Here is a 17,642-nt window from a genome sequence, read left to right as displayed (position 1 = left end):
CCCTACTGGGGGGCCGTTCTGCGCATCCGGCGCCACACACTCGGCGCCAGGCTGATCACCACCGTCAGGACCACCGCCGCCACCACACCCTCCCAGGGCTCGTTGAAGAGGGAGCCGCCGAGGATGCCGATGAGCTGGTAGGTCACCGCCCAGGCCAGGCAGGCGGGGATGTCGCCGCGGGCGAAGGTGCGCAGGGGCATCTTCGCCAGCAGGCAGGCGAGCATCACCGGAATGCGGCCGGCCGGGACGAGGCGCGAGAGGACGAGTACGGCGATGCCGTGGTCGCCGAGTTTCTCCTGCGCCCGGGTGAGGCGGTCCTCGGGGGCGCGGGCGCGGAGGGCCTCCAGCCAGCGCGAGCCGTTCTTGGAGCGCATCCCGCGCTGCCCCAGCCAGTACAGCGAGACGTCGCCGAGGAACGCCGCGAGCGCCGCCACCACGAAGACCAGCAGCAGCGCGAACGGCGCCGTCTGATGAAAGGCCACCACGGCCGCCGAACTCACCAGCGCACCCGTCGGCACCACCGGCACCAGCGCGCCGATCAGTACCAGCAGGAAGAGCGTCGGATACCCGATCGCCTGCTGCGTGGACTCCGGCGCCGTGGTCGAGGCCGCGGCCAGGAAACTCACCGGACCACCGCCGGACGCACGGACAGGCTCGCGGCCCCTGAGGCCGCGGCGGACAGGGGCGTCACTTCGCGACCTCCGGCCGTACGCTCTCGCCGTGTCCGAGCCGGTGCACCGCGACCTGAGGCGCGCGCTCGGCGGCGAGGCGCACGAACTCCTCACCCGGCGCGTGGAATTCATGGGGGCGCACAGCGTCCATTCCGATCGGCCAGTACGTGCCGTAGTGCACCGGCACAGCGCTCCGGGGCATCAGCCGGGCGAGCGCCTCTGCCGCGCGCCCCGCGTCCAGATGTTCTTCCCCGAGATACGGACCCCATCCGCCGACCGGCAACAGAGCCACGTCGACCGGCCCGACCTCCTCGGCCATCGAGTCGAACAGCCCGGTGTCCCCGGCGAAGTACGTGCGGGCCTCGCCCTCGACCACGAACCCCAGGGCGGGCGCCCGGTGCGGACCGAGCGGCAGCCGCCGCCCGTCATGGCGCGCCGACACGGTGCGTACGACCAGGGCGCCGACGTCCGTCCGGTCGCCGGGCGCCACCTCGGTGAGCCGCAGATGGTCCAGCCTGCGCAGGGCGGGCACCGCACGCGGCGCGCCCCGGGGCACGAGCACGCGTGTGCCCGGCGCGAGCCGCGCCAGCGAGGGCAGATGCAGATGGTCGGAGTGCAGATGCGAGACCAGCGCGACGTCGGCCACCGCCGCCTCGGGAGGGGGCGGCGCCCCGCGCCTGCGCCGGAGGTGCGCGAGCCGGCGCGCGAAGAGCGGGTCCGTGAGCACGCGTGTGCCGGAGTCCTCCAGCGTGCAGGTGGCGTGCCCCCACCAGGTGATCTCCACCGGCACTTCTTTGCCTCCCTCGCGCGACTCCCCCCGAGCCTACGGGCAGGAGTATGGTCGGCGGACGAAACCCGGAGGTGAGGGGGGACGCCATGGGAGAAGTGCGCGGTGCCACCGGCACCCACGCCCTCAGGTGCCCGCCCGGCCCGCAGGGGCCGACATCGCTGCGCGTCACGGCGATCGCGAGCCTGACGCCCCTGGAGGAACTGGACGCGGACCCCTTCCTGGTGGACTCCCGCAGCCAGCACGCGATGTGCGCCCGCTGGGCCGCCGAACACGGCTATGTCGTCACACGGGAACTCCTCGTACGAGGACTGCGCCCCGACCACCGCACCCTGTGGGCCGATGTCGAGGCGGGCCTCGTCGACTTATTCGTCGCGCCCAGCCACCGCGTCCTGGAGCGCGCCCTCGCCTCCGTCGACGAGTTCACCGCCGAGTGCGTACGCCGTGGCGTACGGGTCGAGACGGTCGGCTGCGCGGAACCCTCGTACGACGCCCAGATGAAGGCCCGGGTCCACCGCCGCCTGTCGATGCCGACCGCGGGGTACGACGGCCGCTGAGCCGCTGACCTGGAACTGTGACCGGGGGACAACCGGCTCCGCCCACCCGTTGTGACAGGGTGGGAGCAGGCCTCGCGGACCGGGCGGGCCGGGACGTGAGGTGGACAGGGCGTGGGTGGAGGGCGTTGGCGGCGGGTCCTCAGCGCGGTGTGGCGGAGTATCGCGGTGTGGGCCGTGTCCACGGTCACGATGCTCGTTCTCGCCGGTGTGCTGCCCGACTTCAAGCTGCAGTCGGAGACCGGTGACAGCGCCACGCGGATCGGCGTCACCGCCGGGGTCGGCGCGGCCGTCTTCGGTCTGCTGTCCTCGCTGGTGTGGCCGCTGCTCGTCAGGGCGCTGCTCCTGGTGCCCGCGCTCGTGCTCGGGCTGCTCGTCTTCTTCCTCAACGGGTCCCTGCTGCTGATCGCCCTGCGGATCAACCCCTCCGGGCAGGGCGAGGCCGCCCCCGAGACCGCGGTGGTCGTCGCCGCCGTGATGTCCGCCGTCGCCTCGGCCACCGGTGGTGCCCTCGCCGTACGGGACGACGACGCCTACCGGCGCAGGCTGTACCGGCTCGCCGACCGGCGCCGCAGGCGCGCCCCCGGACAGGCCGGCCCATCGACCCCCGGCGCCGTCTTCCTCCAGCTCGACGGCGTGGGCCACGAGGTACTGGAGGAGGCGGTCGGCAAGGGACTCATGCCGACCGTGGCCCAGTGGCTGGGCGGCGGCGGGGCGAGAGCGCGACCCACCCACCGGCTCACCGCCTGGCGCACCGACTGGTCCAGCCAGACCGGCGCCAGCCAGCTCGGCATCCTGCACGGCAGTAACCACGACGTCCCGGCCTTCCGTTGGTACGAGAAGGACAGCCAGGAGGTCATGGTCTGCAACCGGCCCAGCAGCGCCGCCGAACTCCAGCGCCGGGCCATCGAGTACACCGGCGACGGAGGACTGCTCACCGTCGACGGCGCCAGCCGCGGCAACCTGTTCAGCGGCGGCGCCGACCAGCTGGCCCTCGTGCTGTCCATGGCCGCCAGGAGGGGGAAGGAGAACCGCGACCGGGCGGGCTACTTCACGTACTTCATCGACCCCGCCAACGCCGTCCGCACCGCCATGTCCTTCGTCGCCGAGGTCTTCCGGGAGATCGGGCAGTCCACCCGGTGCCGTGCCAGGAAGCAGCGGCCGCGCGTCAAACGCGGCGGGCTGTACCCCTTCATCCGCGCCTTCGCGACCGTCATCGAGCGTGACGTCGTCGTCGCCGCGGTGATCGGCGACATGCTCGCCGGGCGCAACTCGGTCTACGCGGACCTGGTGGCGTACGACGAAGTGGCACACCACTCCGGCCCGCGCGGCCGGGACACCGAGAAGGTCCTCGCTCGGCTCGACCGCTCGCTCGCGCTGATCGCGAAGGTCGCCGAGCACGCGCCCAGGCCCTACCGGATCGTGCTGCTCTCCGACCACGGCCAGAGCCCCGGCGAGACCTTCCTGACCCGCTACGGGCTCAGCCTCGGCAACCTCGTCCGGGCCGGCTGCGGGCTGCCCGTGCCGCGCAAGGCACGCCGCACCCACAGTGGCGCCGAGGCCCGGGCGGCGGTGCGGGCGGCGCTGCGCAGGCCCGTCGAGGAGGGCGGCGAGCAGCACCGGCCCGCGCGCCGCTCCGAGCCCATCGTGCTGGCCTCCGGGAACCTCGGACTCGTCTCCTTTCCCGACGTGCCGCACCGGATGAGCCGCGAGGAGATCGACCGGCGCCATCCCGCGCTGCTCTCCACGCTCGCCAACCATCCCGGCGTCGGCTTCGTGCTCGTACGCAGCGAGGAGCACGGCGGGCTCGTCCTCGGCGCGCACGGAGCGGAGGTTCCGGTGGACGAGCTCGACGACGAACACCCGGGCCCGCTGGCCGACTTCGGCCCCGGCGCCGCCGACGCCGTACGGCGGACGCACTCCTTCCCGCACGTCGCGGACATCATGGTCAACTCCTGGTACGACCCCGAGGAGGGCGAAGTCCTCGCCTTCGAGGAGCAGATCGGCTCGCACGGCGGACTCGGCGGCGCCCAGGGACGGCCCTTCCTGCTGTCGCCCCTCGCGCTGTCCGCGCCGGTCGAGGACGGCGCCGAACTGGTCGGCGCGGAGGAGGTGCACCACGTACTGCGGCGGTGGCTGGGCGAGTGCGACGGGCCTCAAGTGCCGGTGACTGCACGGTCGGACGAGCGGGCCGCGTAGTCACGCGCCAGGGGCACGCGCCTGGGCGCGCCGGAAAATGGGCTGCGGTAGGCGGCTCCCGCGCACACACTGGCCGCATCGGACACCGCACACCTGCGCGTCCTACCCGAACGCCCCTGGAGTCCCTGCGTGCAGGCAGCCGTCACCGTCACTCCCGCCCGGATACCCGAGCTGCTGCTCGGTCTCGCGACCGTTCAGCCGGTCTTCCTCTGGGGCGCTCCCGGCATCGGAAAGTCCTCCCTGGTAAGGGAGTTCGCCGAGTCGCTCGGCCTGGAGTGCGTGAGCCTGCTCGGTACGCAGCTGGCGCCCGAGGACCTCATCGGCGTGCCGCAGATCCGCGACGGGCGCTCGGTGTTCTGCCCACCGGAGGCGATCGCCCGCGACGAGCCGTACTGCCTGTTCCTGGACGAACTGAACGCGGCGACGCCGGACGTGCAGAAGGCGTTCTACTCGCTCATCCTGGACCGGCGTATCGGCAACTACGAACTGCCGCAGGGCTCGATCGTGATCGGCGCGGGCAACCGCGCCACGGACAACGCCCTCGCGCGTCCCATCGCCTCCGCGCTGATCAACCGCCTCGCCCATGTGCACCTGGAGGCGTCCCCGAAGGACTGGCTGGTGTGGGCCGCCGCCAACGACATCCACCCGTGGATCCTGGACCACCTCACCGACCGCCCCGACCACCTGTGGTCCAAGCCGCCCAAGACGGAGGAGCCCTTCTCCACGCCCCGCTCCTGGCACATGCTCTCCGACGCCCTGCGCTCCTTCGGCCCGGACCTCGACGAGGACACCCTGAAGGTGATCGCGCACGGCACGCTGACTCCCGCGCACGCGGTCGCCTTCTGCGGCTACGTCAAGATCGTGCGCAGCCGGTTCGGCATCGAGGCCATCATCAAGGGCGAGGCCCGCTGGCCCAGCCGCATGGAGGACCGCGACCTGCTCTACTACCTCGCCGAGTCCTTCCGCGGCCGGCTCGTCAAGGAGCTGCCCGCCAGCAAGGAGCACACCTCGGAGCACGGGCGGCAGACCGCGTTCCGCGCCAAGTCGCTCCTCGTCCAGCTCGCCGAGATCTCCGTCGAGGTCGCCCAGAGCGTCATCGCGTCCGACGCCGACGGCAATCCCGTACTGCCCGCCTGGTTCCTGGTGGAGGCGGCGCGGGACATGCCGCGTCTGGTGGAGGCGCGGCGATGAACCGCACGTGCGAGGCGGAGGCGCCGCGATGAGCCGCAAGCGCAAGCAGGGCGACAAGGAGAAGCCGGACCCGGCCGCCGAGGCCTTCGCCGAGGGGATGCGGCTGGTGCGGGCCAACCGCGCCCTTGCCGCCATCGGGTTCAGCACCTGCCGTCAGAAGGACTGCGCTGCCGGGCCCCGTGACGGCCTCGTCCGTGTCGACTCCAGCGGAGTTCTGCATGTGCACCCCACCCGCCGCGCCGAGCCCGCCGAATGGGCCTGGGCAGCCGCGCACGCCATCATCCACCTCGGCTTCGGCCATGTCCCGGCGGCGACCGGCGAACGGGTGCAGCCCGACCGCTTCGACCTCGCCGCCCGCTGCGCCGTGGTCAACCGCTTCCTGCTCGGCTTCCCGGTCGGCCTGACCCCCGAGGACCTGCCGGAGTCCTACCCCGCCGGCGACGAGGAGCAGCTCGCCGCGCGCTGGCGCCGCGACGGGATTCCGGCGGCGTACGAGCGGTGCGGCACGGCGGGCGGTGAACCGGACCAGCTGCTCGTGACCTGGCACACCTGGAGCGGCGGCACCGCGCCCGACTGGCAGCTCGCCTTCGCGCACGCGCTGACCCGGACCATGGCCGCGGCGATGGACATGGCGGGCGGCCGCCGCGCCTCCATGCGCGGTGGACCCACCCGGTTGCAGCCCTGGGAGAAGGCGCTGAGCTGGTTCGTGTCCTCCTACCCCCTCCTCGGCGGCATCGCGGCCGGCATCACCGTCGTCGCCGACGCCGAACTCGCCCGCGCCCACGGCATTTCCATCGCCGCGGTGAACGCGGAGGCGGCCGAGATCTACATCAACCCGCTGCGCGAGTTCGACGACGAGGAATGGCGGTTCGTCCTCGCCCACGAGATGCTGCACGCCGCCCTGCGCCACAGCGACCGCTGCGGCACCCGCGACCCGTACCTCTTCAACATCGCCGCGGACTACGTCATCAACGGCTGGCTGAACGAGATGCAGGTCGGCGTGATGCCCGAAGGGCTCCTGTACGACGTGGAGTTGAGGGATCTGTCGGCGGAGGAGGTGTACGACAGGATCGCGACGGACCTGCGCCGGATACGCCGCCTGTCCACACTGCGCGGCAAGGGCGTCGGCGACATGCTCGGCGGCCCGCTCGGCTCGCCTCGCGACTACGTCGACCTCGACGAGTTCTACCGCCGGGGCCTCGGTCAGGGACTCGACCTGCACCAGCGGCAGGAGCGCGGCTTCCTGCCCGGCGGCCTGGTCGAGGAGATCCGCGCGCTCAGCCATCCGCCGCTCGCCTGGGACGCCCAACTGGCCCGCTGGTTCGACGAGTTCGTGCCCCGCCCCGAGCCCCTGCGGACATACGCGCGCCCCTCGCGCCGCCAGGCGGCGACCCCCGACATCCCCCGCGCGGGCCGCTACTTCCCGCCCGAGGAGATCGCCCGCTGCACCTTCGGCGTGGTCCTCGACACCTCCGCGTCCATGGACCGCACGCTGCTCGGCAAGGCGCTGGGCGCGATCGCCTCGTACGCCGAGGCCCGTGACGTACCGGCCGCGCGCGTCGTCTTCTGCGACGCCGCCCCGCACGACGCGGGCTATCTGCCGGTGACGGAGATCGCCGGACGGGTACGGGTGCGTGGGCGCGGCGGTACGGTCCTGCAGCCGGGCGTCGACCTGCTGCACCGCGCGGACGACTTCCCGCCGGGCGCGCCCATGCTGGTGATCACGGACGGCTGGTGCGACGTCCTGCGGGTGCGGCGCGAGCACGCGTATCTGATTCCGCAGGGCGCGCGGCTGCCGTTCACCGCGCGGGGGCCGGTGTTCCGGGTGAGTTGAGCGGGCGCGGCCCCATCAACTGGGTGCTCCGGGCCGAGGTGTGATCGGATGGGGCGTACGGAACCCCGGGAACGGGACCACACCCGAAAGGACCCATCGTGGCAACCACGCGCTCTGCACACACCGTCTGGGAAGGCAACCTGCTCGAGGGCAACGGCGTCGTCACCTTCGACTCCTCCGGCGCCATCGACGAGCAGCCCGTGACGTGGGCGTCGCGCGCCCAGGACGCGAACGGCAAGACCAGCCCCGAAGAGCTGATCGCGGCCGCCCACTCCAGCTGCTTCTCCATGGCGTTCTCGCACGCCCTCGCGGGGGCCGGTACCCCGCCCACCAAGCTCGTCACCTCCGCCGACGTCTCCTTCCAGCCCGGCGAGGGCATCACCGGCATCCACCTCACCGTCGAGGGCACGGTGCCGGGCATCGAAGAGGACGCCTTCCTCGCCGCGGCCGAGGACGCCAAGAAGAACTGCCCGGTCAGCCAGGCGCTCACCGGCACGACGATCACGCTGTCGGCGAAGCTCGCCTGACACGGATGCACAATGCGCCGCCGCGGTCCCCCTGAGGGGGCCGCGGCGCCGTCATGTCCGGGCCCGCGCAGGGGCCCCGCCTCCTTGAAGCACAGGGCACCGCCCCATTGACAGATGCTCACTCAAGTTTTGTGCTTGGGGGCGGGCAGATCGGTCAGAGGCGGGCGGAAGGGGATGGACATGGCACGTGCGGTCGGGATCGATCTCGGTACGACGAACTCGGTGGTCGCTGTTCTGGAGGGCGGCGACCCCACGGTCGTCGTCAACGCGGAGGGCGCGCGCACCACGCCCTCGGTGGTGGCCTTCGCCAAGAACGGCGAGGTGCTCGTCGGCGAGGTCGCCAAACGGCAGGCGGTGACCAACGTGGAGCGCACCGCGCGTTCCGCGAAGCGGCACATGGGGGAGACGAGCTGGCGCTTCCCCGAGACGGGCGCCATCGACGGCACCCGGTACCGCGCGCAGGAACTGGCCGCGCGCGTGCTGCAGAAGCTGAAGCGGGACGCCGAGGCGTATCTCGGCGAGGACGTCACGGACGCCGTGATCACCGTGCCCGCCTATTTCGACGACGCCCAGCGCCAGGCCACCAAGGAGGCCGGTGAGATCGCGGGCCTCAAGGTCCTGCGGATCATCAACGAGCCGACGGCCGCCGCCCTCGCGTACGGGCTCGACCGTGGCGAGGAGCAGACCGTACTCGTCTTCGACCTGGGCGGCGGGACCTTCGACGTCTCGCTCCTCGAGATCGGCGACGGCGTGATCGAGGTCAAGGCGACCAACGGAGACACCAAACTCGGCGGCGACGACTGGGACCAGCGGGTCGTCGAGCACCTCGCCCAGCGGTTCAAGGCCTCGCACGGCATCGACCTCGGCCACGACAAGATGGCGCTGCAACGGCTGCGCGAGGGAGCCGAGAAGGCCAAGATCGAACTGTCCAGCGCCTCAGAGACGACCGTCAACCTGCCCTACATCACCGCCACCGCCGACGGACCGCTGCACCTCGACGAGAAGCTGACGCGCGCTCAGTTCCAGGAGCTGACCGCCGACTTGCTCGACCGCTGCAAGAACCCCTTCCACCAGGCGGTGAAGGACGCGGGCGTGAAGCTGTCCGCGGTCGACCGCGTCATCCTGGTCGGCGGCTCGACCCGGATGCCCGCCGTCACCGACCTCGTGAAGGAACTCACCGGCAAGGACCCGCACAAGGGCGTCAACCCGGACGAGGTCGTGGCCGTGGGCGCCGCGCTCCAAGCGGGTGTCATCCGCGGCGACGTCAAGGACGTCCTCCTGCTCGACGTCACCCCGCTGTCCCTCGGCATCGAGACCAAGGGCGGCATCATGACCAAGCTCATCGAGCGCAACACCACGATCCCGACCCGGCGTTCGGAGATCTTCACCACCGCCGTGGACAACCAACCCTCCGTCGGCATCCAGGTCTACCAGGGCGAGCGCGAGATCGCCGCGTACAACAAGAAGCTCGGCGTCTTCGACCTCACCGGGCTGCCGCCCGCGCCGCGCGGGGTGCCGCAGATCGAGGTCGCCTTCGACATCGACGCCAACGGGATCATGCACGTCTCCGCGAAGGACCTCGCTACCGGCCGCGAGCAGAAGATGACCGTCACCGGCGGCTCCGCGCTCCCCAAGAACGACATCGACCGCATGATGCGCGAGGCCGAGCAGTACGCCGACGAGGACCGGGAGCGTCGCGAGGCCGCCGAGACCCGCAACCAGGCCGAGCAACTCGTCTACCAGACCGAGAAGTTCATCCGCGAGAACGAGGAGCGCATTCCGCCCGGCTCCCTGCCGGACGTCGAGTCGGCCATCGCGGAGCTGAAGGAACTCCTGGAGGAGCCCGCCGACACGAGCGAGCTGCGGGCCGGCGTCGAGAAGCTCGCCACGGTGAGCCAGCGGATGGGGCAGGCGATGTACGCGCAGGCCCAGCAGGCGCCCGAGCAGACGCCCCCGCAGGAGCCGGCCACCGAGCATGCCCCGAGCGAGGAGGAAGGCGTGGTGGACGCGGAGATCGTGGACGAAGAGAGGGAAAGGGGTGGAGATGCGGACAGGGGCAGGGACGCGAAGGGCGGTGCCGCCTAGTATCCCGGTGCCCCGCTTCGTCTGGTGTTCGACCGCCCGTCACCCGGGGTCCCTAACGTGCGGGCCATGAAGAGACTTTCGATCACGGTCGGCGCCCTCGCGCTGACCGTCGGACTCGCGTCGCCCGCCATGGCCGACCGCGACTCCAAGGACTACGGTCAGGCCACCACGGCCTTCGGCCAGGCCACACTGACCGGCTTCGCCTCGCTTCCGGCCGAGACGTTCGTCCCGAACAGCGAGCCGTCCGGCTCGGCCATCGGAGCGGGCCCGTTCAACGGCATCACCGGCCCGTTCGCCGACCAGCCCGTCCAGGGCTTCAGCGGCGCCGTCAACCGCCACGACGGCAGCTACGACGTGCTGTCCGACAACGGTTACGGCAACAAGGCCAACAGCGCCGACTTCCTGCTCCGCGTGCACCGCGTCAAGCCGGACACGAAGACCGGCAAGGTCAAGGTCCTGGGCGGCTTCAACCTCAGCGACCCGTACCACAAGGTGCCGTTCCCGCTCACCCGGGCCGACCGGGTGCTGACCGGCGCCGACTTCGACGTCGAGTCCATCGTGCGGGCGTACGACGGCTCGTACTGGCTGGGCGACGAGTTCGGCCCGTTCCTGCTGCACTTCTCGCCGACCGGCAAGCTTCTCGAGGCCCCGATCTCCCTCGACGGAGTGCAGGCGCCGGAGAACCCGTACCTGAACGGCGCCCAGCCCACCACCGGCAGCAGCAAGGGCTTCGAGGGCATGGTCCGCGGGGTCGACGGCCGTCACCTCTACCCGCTCCTCGAAGGCACGGTCAACGGTGACACCGCCGGCGACCTGCGCTTCAGCGAGTTCGACCTGAAGTCGGGCGAGTACACCGGGAAGCGCTTCACCTACCGACTCGAGTCGCCCTCGAACGCCATCGGTGACGCCATCGCCGTCGACAAGAACCGCTTCCTGGTCATCGAGCGCGACGGCGGCCAGGGCGCCGACGCCAAGTTCAAGCGGATCTACCTTGCCGACACCCGTGACCGCAACGGCGACGGGGCCATGGACAAGACCCTCGTGGCCGACCTGATGAACATCGCGAACCCGAAGGGCCTCGGCGGCTTCGGCGAGACGTTCACCTTCCCGTTCACCACGATCGAGGACGTGGTCCTCCTCGACAACCGGACGCTTGCCGTCCTGAACGACAACAACTTCCCGTTCTCCTCCGGCCGTACGCCGGGCAAGGCGGACAACAACGAGTTCATCACCATCAAGCTCTCGCAGAGCCTGAAGGCGGACAAGCGCGCCCTCCGCTAGGGGTGTGCAAGCCCGCCTCGGCCGCGGCCCGAACGGTTTCGGGCCGCGGCTGTGTCACACCCGCTCAGGGCTTGCGGGCCACTGCCGCGTACAGGGGCACGATTCCCTCGGCCTTGGCGGCCACGTCCCCCGGTCCCGGACGCCAGTCGACGGCCGGGACCACGCCCGGCGCCAGCAGTTCCAGGCCGTCGAGGAAGCGGGTGAACTCGGCGCGGGTGCGCGGATGGAAGGGCGTGCCGCTCGCCCGGAAGAGCCCCGTGACCTTCGCGATGGTCTCGGGGCTGAGGTCGGGGGTGACCTGGGACAGGATCACGAAGCTGCCGGGCGCGAGCGCGGTGACGTACCCCTCGAGCAGGCCGTACACGTCGTCGCCGTCGGGGGCGTCGTCGAGGTAGTGGGTGAGCGCGACCAGCGACAGGGCGACGGGCCGGTCGAAGTCCAGGTGCTCGGCTGCCAGGCGCAGGATGGTGTCGGGGTCGCGGAAGTCGGCGTGCACATAGTCGGTGGCGCCCTCCGCGGTGCCCCGCAGCAGCGCCTCGGCATGCCGCAGGACGATCGGGTCGTTGTCGGCGTACACCACCTTCGCCGCCGGAACGATCTCCTGGGCGACCTGGTGGAGGTTGGGCTCGGTGGGGATGCCCGTGCCTATGTCCAGGAACTGGTGGATCCCGGCCTGCGCGACGACACGGGTGGCCCGGTGCATGAACCGGCGATTGGAGCGCGCACTGCGCACGGCGGCCTCGTCCGCGGCGGCGATCTTCCGGGCCAGCTCCTCGTCCACCGGGTAGTTGTCCTTGCCGCCCAGCCACCAGTCGTAGACACGGGCGGGATGCGGACGGCTGGTGTCGATACGGGTGGGCGCGGCGTCACTTCCGGTCACAGCGATGCTCCTCGGTGTTCTCAAGGCCTTCGAATGTCTGCGGATGTCTGCGAATGTCTTCAAGGCTCAAGCGGCGGCTACGTCTTCGCGGCTCAGAAGCTCGTCCGGAACTCCTGGAGGATCTCCTTGGTGCGCTGCGCGGACGCCGCGTGGGCCGACATGTGGTCCAGGACCTCCAGGTGCAGGGCCACCTCGGCGCGCGAGTCGAGGTAGAGGGCACCGGTCACGTACTCGCTGTAGACCATGTCGGGCAGCTCCGGCTCCGCGAAGCGGAACAGCGCGAAGGACGTGTACGTCCCCGGGTGCGGGCCGTTCTCGAACTCGGCGATCTGGAGCGTGATGTGATCGTGCTCGACGGCTTCCAAGAGCCGGTCGATCTGGTCGCGCATGACCTTGCTGTCGATGCTCACGGGGCGCCGCAGCGCCGTCTCGTCCATGATCACCCAGAGGTGGGGCGCGTTCTCGCGGGTGAGCAGCTCCTGCCGGTTCATGCGCAGTGCCACATGCCGCTCGATGGACTCGGGACCCGTCTGCCCGACCGTCCCGGCCTCCAGCACGGCCCGCGCGTACTCCTCGGTCTGCAGCAGTCCGGGAATGAAGTGCGGTTCGTACGAGCGGATCAGCTGGGCGGCGCCCTCCAGGCTGACGTGCATGCTGAACCACTCCGGCAGCACATCGTGGAACCGCTGCCACCACCCCGGCCGGTTGGCCTCCTCGGCCAGCCCGATGAAGGCGGCCACCTCGTCGTCGGCCACGCCGTAGGTCGTCAACAGCACCTGTACGTACGGGATTTTGAGGGCGACCTCCGCCATCTCCATCCGCCGTACGGTCGCCGGGGCAACGCGCAGCACACGCGCGGCCTCTTCCCGCTTCAGCCCCGCGGTCTCCCGCAACTCCTGGAGCCGCCGCCCCAGAACCACCTGCCCCACGGTGGGCGCAGCCCGCCGCTCACTCACGCCACGCCTCCCCACGCGCCGAAGTACACGCGCAGTGTGTCATGTTCCCCCACGACCCTCACAGGTTCGGCCTCATACCAGCAGTCCGCGCAGCGCTTTCAGAGACGTGTCACCCCGCAGGGCGGCGAGCAGTGCGTCGCCGTCCTCGGTGAGACGGAGCAGCATGGGCGCCAGTCCGATGGCTTCCGCGGCGAGTTCGCGCCGGTGCAGCCACTGTCTCTCGGCGAGCCAGCGACTGGTGACTTCCGCTGCCGTCGACAGCGGCATCGACGCCTGCAATGCGCTGCTGCTGGCCAGGACGGCGGCCTTGAGAGTGGGATTCCCCGCGCGGGAGAACCGGTTCAGGACGGCGGGAATCCACTCCCGCAGACTCTCGGGGCGCATCTCGCCGGCGATGTCCATGGCGGCTGCCGCGCAGACCGGGTCCCATCCGCATCGGCCGAGCATGTGGAGTGCCTGGTCCATGTCGCCGAGCCGCGCGGAGCGGACCGCGATGGCAGCGCGGAGCCGATCGCGCTCTCCGGCGCTGTCGACCCGCCTTTCCGCGGTCTCGGCCAGCACGGCCAGACGATCGTGGTCGAAGGCGTCGATGAGTGCCGAGACGTCGGTGGTCCACCCGACGGGAATGCTGTCCCGGTCGCCGTCGTCGGGGTACGCGCTCGCGCCCTCGGCGAAGCCGCGTGGCAGGAGCAGATCCCACGCCCTGTCGCGAAGGCCCTCGGGAACGTGGTGGAAGAGCTGTGCCGCCCAGGCCAGATTCGACGGATGCTCGGCCCTCTCGGCATGGAGGCACGTCTCCACTTCCTCCCAGAGCCGCTCCGCCTCGGCGGTGGGCACCGACGAGAGGAGGGCGGTGAGAATGTTCGCCGCGCGCCAGGCGGACTTGGTCCGGCTGGCGTGGCCCGAAGAGTTCGCCAGTCGTCGGCGCGCGTCCGCCTTCATCTGGAACATCAGCATGGGCGACAGTCCGGATCCGGCCGCCGACACTGCGCAGGCCATGGCGAACGGGCTGCCGTTGCGCTCGGCGCAGGCCAGTGCGGCCGAGAGGCCGGCGGTTTCGATGAGGGGGACGAAGTAGTCGTGGAAGACGCGCCCCGTGCCCGGAGTCTGCCAGTCCTCGTGCTCTTGGCCGTAGTCGGAGATGAGCTGGGAGACCGTGTCCTGATCGAGCTCGCGGGACATTGCGGCGCATGCGGTGCGTCGCGCCGCATCCCTCATCCAGGATGGCAGGGGGGCCGTCAACTGCCGTACCTCTGCGGCCGGAACGGGGAAACGTGCGCTGATTCCGGCCAGCGCCGCGAACCTCAGAGCGCCGTTTTCGAGAGCGCGGAGAGTGTCGGTCCACCCTCTGACGGGAGGCTCGGTGGCAAGGCTCGCCCGCAGTGCCTCCACCGATGTTTCTGTGAGGTGTGGACGGTACGTCGCGGCCAGCGCCGCCTGCGCCGCATGGACCCCGAAGCCTGCCCAACGCGCCAGCACCGCTCGGAGACCCAGAGGTCTTCCCGCGTCGGCTTCCGTCGTGGCGACGCGTAGCGCTTCGGGAATCAGTTCCTCGCCCAGCGCCGGAGCGACAGCCTCCAGCGCACCCCAGAATCTGTCGCGGTCCTCGGCCCGGCCGATGATGCGAAGGGCGAGCCCCCCGAGTCCGCCCCTCGCCATGTCGGTCAGGGTGCGCCTCGCGTCACTGGCTCCGCCGTTGAGTGCTGTCTCGGCGTGTGCGGTCAGGAAGTCCACGATCTGCCGGTGTTCATCGGGTGGGCACGAGTTTCTGCTCAGGGCCGCGTAGACCCTGCACTGGTCGGATGGCGTGGGCGACGGCGCCATGGACCGCACGCGACGGCACAGTTCGGGCGTCAGATGGTCGGCCACTTCCTTGAGTACTTCTGCCCACAGCCACATCGAGTCCGGTGGGTCGTCCAGCATGCCGGACAGCCGCTCGGCGCGGACGCGGTCGGACAGCCAGGGAGCGGTCACCGTCACCGCTCCGGCAAGGAGATCGACCTCGTGGAGCCTTCCGCTGCCCAGAGCTCGGTCTCCCAGCAGCCAGTGCGCCGCGGCCTGTTCGGGATCGCGATAGCCGAGCGCCGCAGTGATCCGCGCCGCCTGGTGGGAGGGCACCGTGGCGGTCAGTTTGCGTAGGAGATCCGGTCGGCTGCCCCCCAACTCGTGGATGCGTTCGACGGCCTTCCGGCATGTCTCCACGGCGAGGCCGTCGTCCACCTGCGACACGAGGCCGACGAGCGCGTACGCCTCCTCATAGGTGCGTCTCCTACCGCCCGCCGAGTACGAGGTGGGAGGCTCGACTTGGTGTTCGGCCACTCGCACCGCCTCGCTCGGTGACGCGGTCCGGGCCAGATACACCGTGTATGCGGAAAGGGCTTCGGCGAATTCGAGGTTCGCGGCAGGCCGTGCGCTGTCCAGGAGGGCGTCGATCTCGGCGCGCCTCGTATTGTTCAGCACCGGAATCAGCAGTCCCACGGCCGTGGCGCGCTCCTCGTCCGACACCCGGCCGCGGACATACCCGATCGCCCGGCTCTCACTCCAGATGCCCCAGCGGACGAGTTCGACGGCCAGTTCGGGTGAGAGGCAGTCGGCCTGGGCGCTGGTGTCGGCCCGTGAGGCGGCGACGCCGAGGGCCGCGGCGACCGGAAGCGTTCCGGCCCGGTGCGGGATCTCGCGTCGCGCATGGGTGATCAGCCCGTCCAACGCCCGTTGAACGTCCGGCAGATGGCCGTGTACCTCCTCCGCCTTCGTGTCCCACGCGAGCCGCCACTCGGACGAGCCGAGCGAGAGCAGGAGTCCGCGTTCGGTGGCCCCCGACCGGTCGAGATGCTGTCCAAGGTGTCTCACGAGATACGTCGGAATGCCGTCGGCGGTCGCGCGACCCTTGCGCACGTCTCGAAGGGACTCCCGGGCCCAGGTGAGATAGGCGCGGTCCACCCGTGTGAAGTCGTCGTCCTCGCGGAGCCGGCGCTGACGCTCGGCCGCATAGCGCGGATGGGCCAGCATGAGAGCGTGATCGCCCTCGCGCCGGGTCAGAAAGCGGCGCAGGGCGACGAGTGCCTGGTCGAGCCTGTCGCCCGTCGACATGTGCGGTGGGGACGCGTCGGACAGGCGGCGCATCACCTGTGCGGCCTCGCCTCGCGTCAGTGGGCCGTGCGCCATCGCCAAGGTGTCCAGCAGCGCGCCCACATCGGCGGAGGGTGGCCCCGTTCCGGACCGCCACTGCACTTCCTGGTCGCTCCACCAGCGTGTGAAATAGGCGGTGAGGCCCCGTTCCACGGAGCGCAGTGTGGCTGGTTCGGGGATCCGTCCCTTCTCCTGGAGGAGTTCGGTCATCTCGTCGACGTAGAGCCTGAGAACCACCGGCTCCCCGTCGGACACCCGGTGCAGTTCCGCGGCCACACCCTCGGGATCCGGCAACCCGTCCCGCAGGCCGGGCTGTCGCGCCAGCACATCACGAACGCCCTCTTCGGTGAGTCCGGACAGTTCCAGGGTCCGGGCCCTGCGCCAGCCGATCCGGTCACGCCAGTCCCGTGCCGTGGGACGGTCCGCCGTGTGCCGGGCGGACAGGACCACGCGTACGCCGTCCGCCAAGTCATGTGGCAGAAAGTGCGGCCCCGGATCCCAGCCGACCGCCTCGTCGAGCCCGTCGACGACGATGAGGAGCCGGCCTGACGGCGGACGATCGTGCAGGAGGCGTGCCAGTTCATCCCTGAGTTCCTCCGCTCCCCGGCCGGAGACGACGACCGGCGTCCGGTAGACACGTGCGACGCGGGACACCAGCGCCCGGTACACCACGTCCTGGGTCGCCACCTCGAAGGCGATGCTGATCGGCACGAAGACGACGGACAGCCCGTCCGCCCATTCCGCAGAACGGGACAGCGAGTCGACCCACCTGATGAGCAACGAGGACTTGCCACGACCCGCCGCGGCGGTGACCAGCAGGCGTCCGTTCGCCAGGGGGTCTCGCAGCCAGTCGGTGAGGTCCGCCAGTTCGGCACTCCTGCCGCCGAAGGGGACCGGCTCCTGCGCACTCCCGAGGGCCGCGTCCATCAGGTTGGCGATCGGAGTGTCCAGGGGCAGGCCGGCGCTGACCGAGATCACGCCGGTCAAGCCGAAGCGTGCCAAGGCCGTGCGCACGGGTACGGCGTAGAGGACGTTCGACGCGGCAGGTTTCTGCCCCGCTGTCTTGGTACGCCAATGCACTTGTTCGACCAGGATCGCCGCGACCCCGCCGGAGGCGGGAAGGACGACCGCGCTGCCGGAGTAGCCGGAGAACTCGCGCATGTCCTCGTCGACGAGCAATTGGACGACCTCGACCTCGTGGCCCTGTGCGTTCTTGATCCGTCGCGCGGCACTGGTCACCGTGCCGGACAGTTCGGGGTCGTTTCCCGCCGGAGGCGGACGGAGTACCCGCCATTCGTCTCCCGCGACGGCCGTGGTGATGTACGTGGCGTCGACGTCCTCCGCCAGATGGAGGACCGCTATGTCGAGTTGCTCGTCGTCCTCGGTGCGGATGACTTCGACCGTACGTCCCGTCGGCAGCCGGAATCCCAGTCGGGCGTCCTTGCGGTCACGGATCACATGACGAGCCGTGAGCACGGCCCGGGGCGACACCGCGCAGCCCCCACCATTGAAACGCTCGCCGACGAGGACTTGGCCGTGCATGGCGGT

Annotated in this window: 12 protein-coding genes; 7 read left to right on the top strand and 5 right to left on the bottom strand. The window is 70.8% G+C overall.

Annotation, left to right across the window (positions count from 1 at the left end; genetic code table 11):
* Nucleotides 1–2: 2 nt before the first annotated feature.
* Together OG246_RS37720 and OG246_RS37715 are read right to left on the bottom strand one after the other, a co-directional pair.
* Entirely contained in the window at nucleotides 3–626 is a 624-nt protein-coding gene (locus OG246_RS37720) for a DedA family protein (protein WP_266473433.1), read from the bottom strand.
* Nucleotides 627–687: 61 nt separating this feature from the next.
* Nucleotides 688–1,461: an MBL fold metallo-hydrolase gene (locus OG246_RS37715; RefSeq protein ID WP_266473430.1), complete on the bottom strand. Its 774-nt coding sequence runs from the start codon at nucleotides 1,459–1,461 to the stop codon at nucleotides 688–690.
* Between the two features lie 86 nt (nucleotides 1,462–1,547).
* On the opposite strand from OG246_RS37715, the gene OG246_RS37710 reads away from it, so the two are divergent.
* From OG246_RS37710 to OG246_RS37680, 7 genes are all read left to right on the top strand, one after another.
* On the top strand, nucleotides 1,548–2,015 hold the full coding sequence (locus OG246_RS37710) for a hypothetical protein (RefSeq protein ID WP_266473428.1): 468 nt from the start codon (nucleotides 1,548–1,550) through the stop codon (nucleotides 2,013–2,015).
* Nucleotides 2,016–2,126: 111 nt separating this feature from the next.
* A complete protein-coding gene (locus OG246_RS37705; protein ID WP_266473427.1) occupies nucleotides 2,127–4,211 on the top strand; it encodes a phage holin family protein in 2,085 nt (694 codons plus the stop codon).
* 129 nt (nucleotides 4,212–4,340) lie between these two features.
* On the top strand, nucleotides 4,341–5,402 hold the full coding sequence (locus OG246_RS37700) for an ATP-binding protein (protein ID WP_266473425.1): 1,062 nt from the start codon (nucleotides 4,341–4,343) through the stop codon (nucleotides 5,400–5,402).
* A 28-nt stretch (nucleotides 5,403–5,430) separates the two neighbouring features.
* On the top strand, nucleotides 5,431–7,236 hold the full coding sequence (locus tag OG246_RS37695; RefSeq protein ID WP_266473421.1) for a hypothetical protein: 1,806 nt from the start codon (nucleotides 5,431–5,433) through the stop codon (nucleotides 7,234–7,236).
* Between the two features lie 98 nt (nucleotides 7,237–7,334).
* The gene (locus OG246_RS37690; protein ID WP_266473420.1) at nucleotides 7,335–7,763 is read left to right on the top strand and encodes an OsmC family protein; all 429 of its coding nucleotides are present in this window, start codon (nucleotides 7,335–7,337) and stop codon (nucleotides 7,761–7,763) included.
* 180 nt (nucleotides 7,764–7,943) lie between these two features.
* A complete protein-coding gene (dnaK, locus tag OG246_RS37685; protein ID WP_266473418.1) occupies nucleotides 7,944–9,848 on the top strand; it encodes a molecular chaperone DnaK in 1,905 nt (634 codons plus the stop codon).
* Nucleotides 9,849–9,914: 66 nt separating this feature from the next.
* Complete coding sequence (locus OG246_RS37680) at nucleotides 9,915–11,129, top strand: esterase-like activity of phytase family protein (RefSeq protein ID WP_266473417.1); 1,215 nt, start codon at nucleotides 9,915–9,917, stop codon at nucleotides 11,127–11,129.
* 64 nt (nucleotides 11,130–11,193) lie between these two features.
* Here OG246_RS37680 and OG246_RS37675 read toward each other — a convergent pair whose 3' ends face one another.
* The 3 genes from OG246_RS37675 to OG246_RS37665 form a co-directional block, all read right to left on the bottom strand.
* On the bottom strand, nucleotides 11,194–12,009 hold the full coding sequence (locus OG246_RS37675; protein WP_266473415.1) for an SAM-dependent methyltransferase: 816 nt from the start codon (nucleotides 12,007–12,009) through the stop codon (nucleotides 11,194–11,196).
* Between the two features lie 92 nt (nucleotides 12,010–12,101).
* Entirely contained in the window at nucleotides 12,102–12,965 is an 864-nt protein-coding gene (locus OG246_RS37670; protein ID WP_266473412.1) for a helix-turn-helix transcriptional regulator, read from the bottom strand.
* Between the two features lie 72 nt (nucleotides 12,966–13,037).
* The gene (locus OG246_RS37665) at nucleotides 13,038–17,636 is read right to left on the bottom strand and encodes a serine protease (protein ID WP_266473410.1); all 4,599 of its coding nucleotides are present in this window, start codon (nucleotides 17,634–17,636) and stop codon (nucleotides 13,038–13,040) included.
* Nucleotides 17,637–17,642: the final 6 nt, after the last annotated feature.

Source organism: Streptomyces sp. NBC_00620 (genome assembly GCF_026341825.1).
Taxonomy (GTDB): domain Bacteria; phylum Actinomycetota; class Actinomycetes; order Streptomycetales; family Streptomycetaceae; genus Streptomyces.
The sequence above is the reverse complement of the archived record's forward strand: the minus strand, read 5'-3'. Positions and strand labels throughout refer to the sequence as shown.

Bases quoted from the DNA above. Each gene is read 5' to 3' on its own strand.
- OG246_RS37710 (WP_266473428.1), top strand. From the start codon at position 1,548: ATGGGAGAAGTGCGCGGTGCCACCGGCACCCACGCCCTCAGGTGCCCG.
- OG246_RS37695 (WP_266473421.1), top strand. From the start codon at position 5,431: ATGAGCCGCAAGCGCAAGCAGGGCGACAAGGAGAAGCCGGACCCGGCC.
- OG246_RS37680 (WP_266473417.1), top strand. From the start codon at position 9,915: ATGAAGAGACTTTCGATCACGGTCGGCGCCCTCGCGCTGACCGTCGGA.
- OG246_RS37665 (WP_266473410.1), bottom strand. From the start codon at position 17,636: ATGCACGGCCAAGTCCTCGTCGGCGAGCGTTTCAATGGTGGGGGCTGC.
- dnaK (WP_266473418.1), top strand. From the start codon at position 7,944: ATGGCACGTGCGGTCGGGATCGATCTCGGTACGACGAACTCGGTGGTC.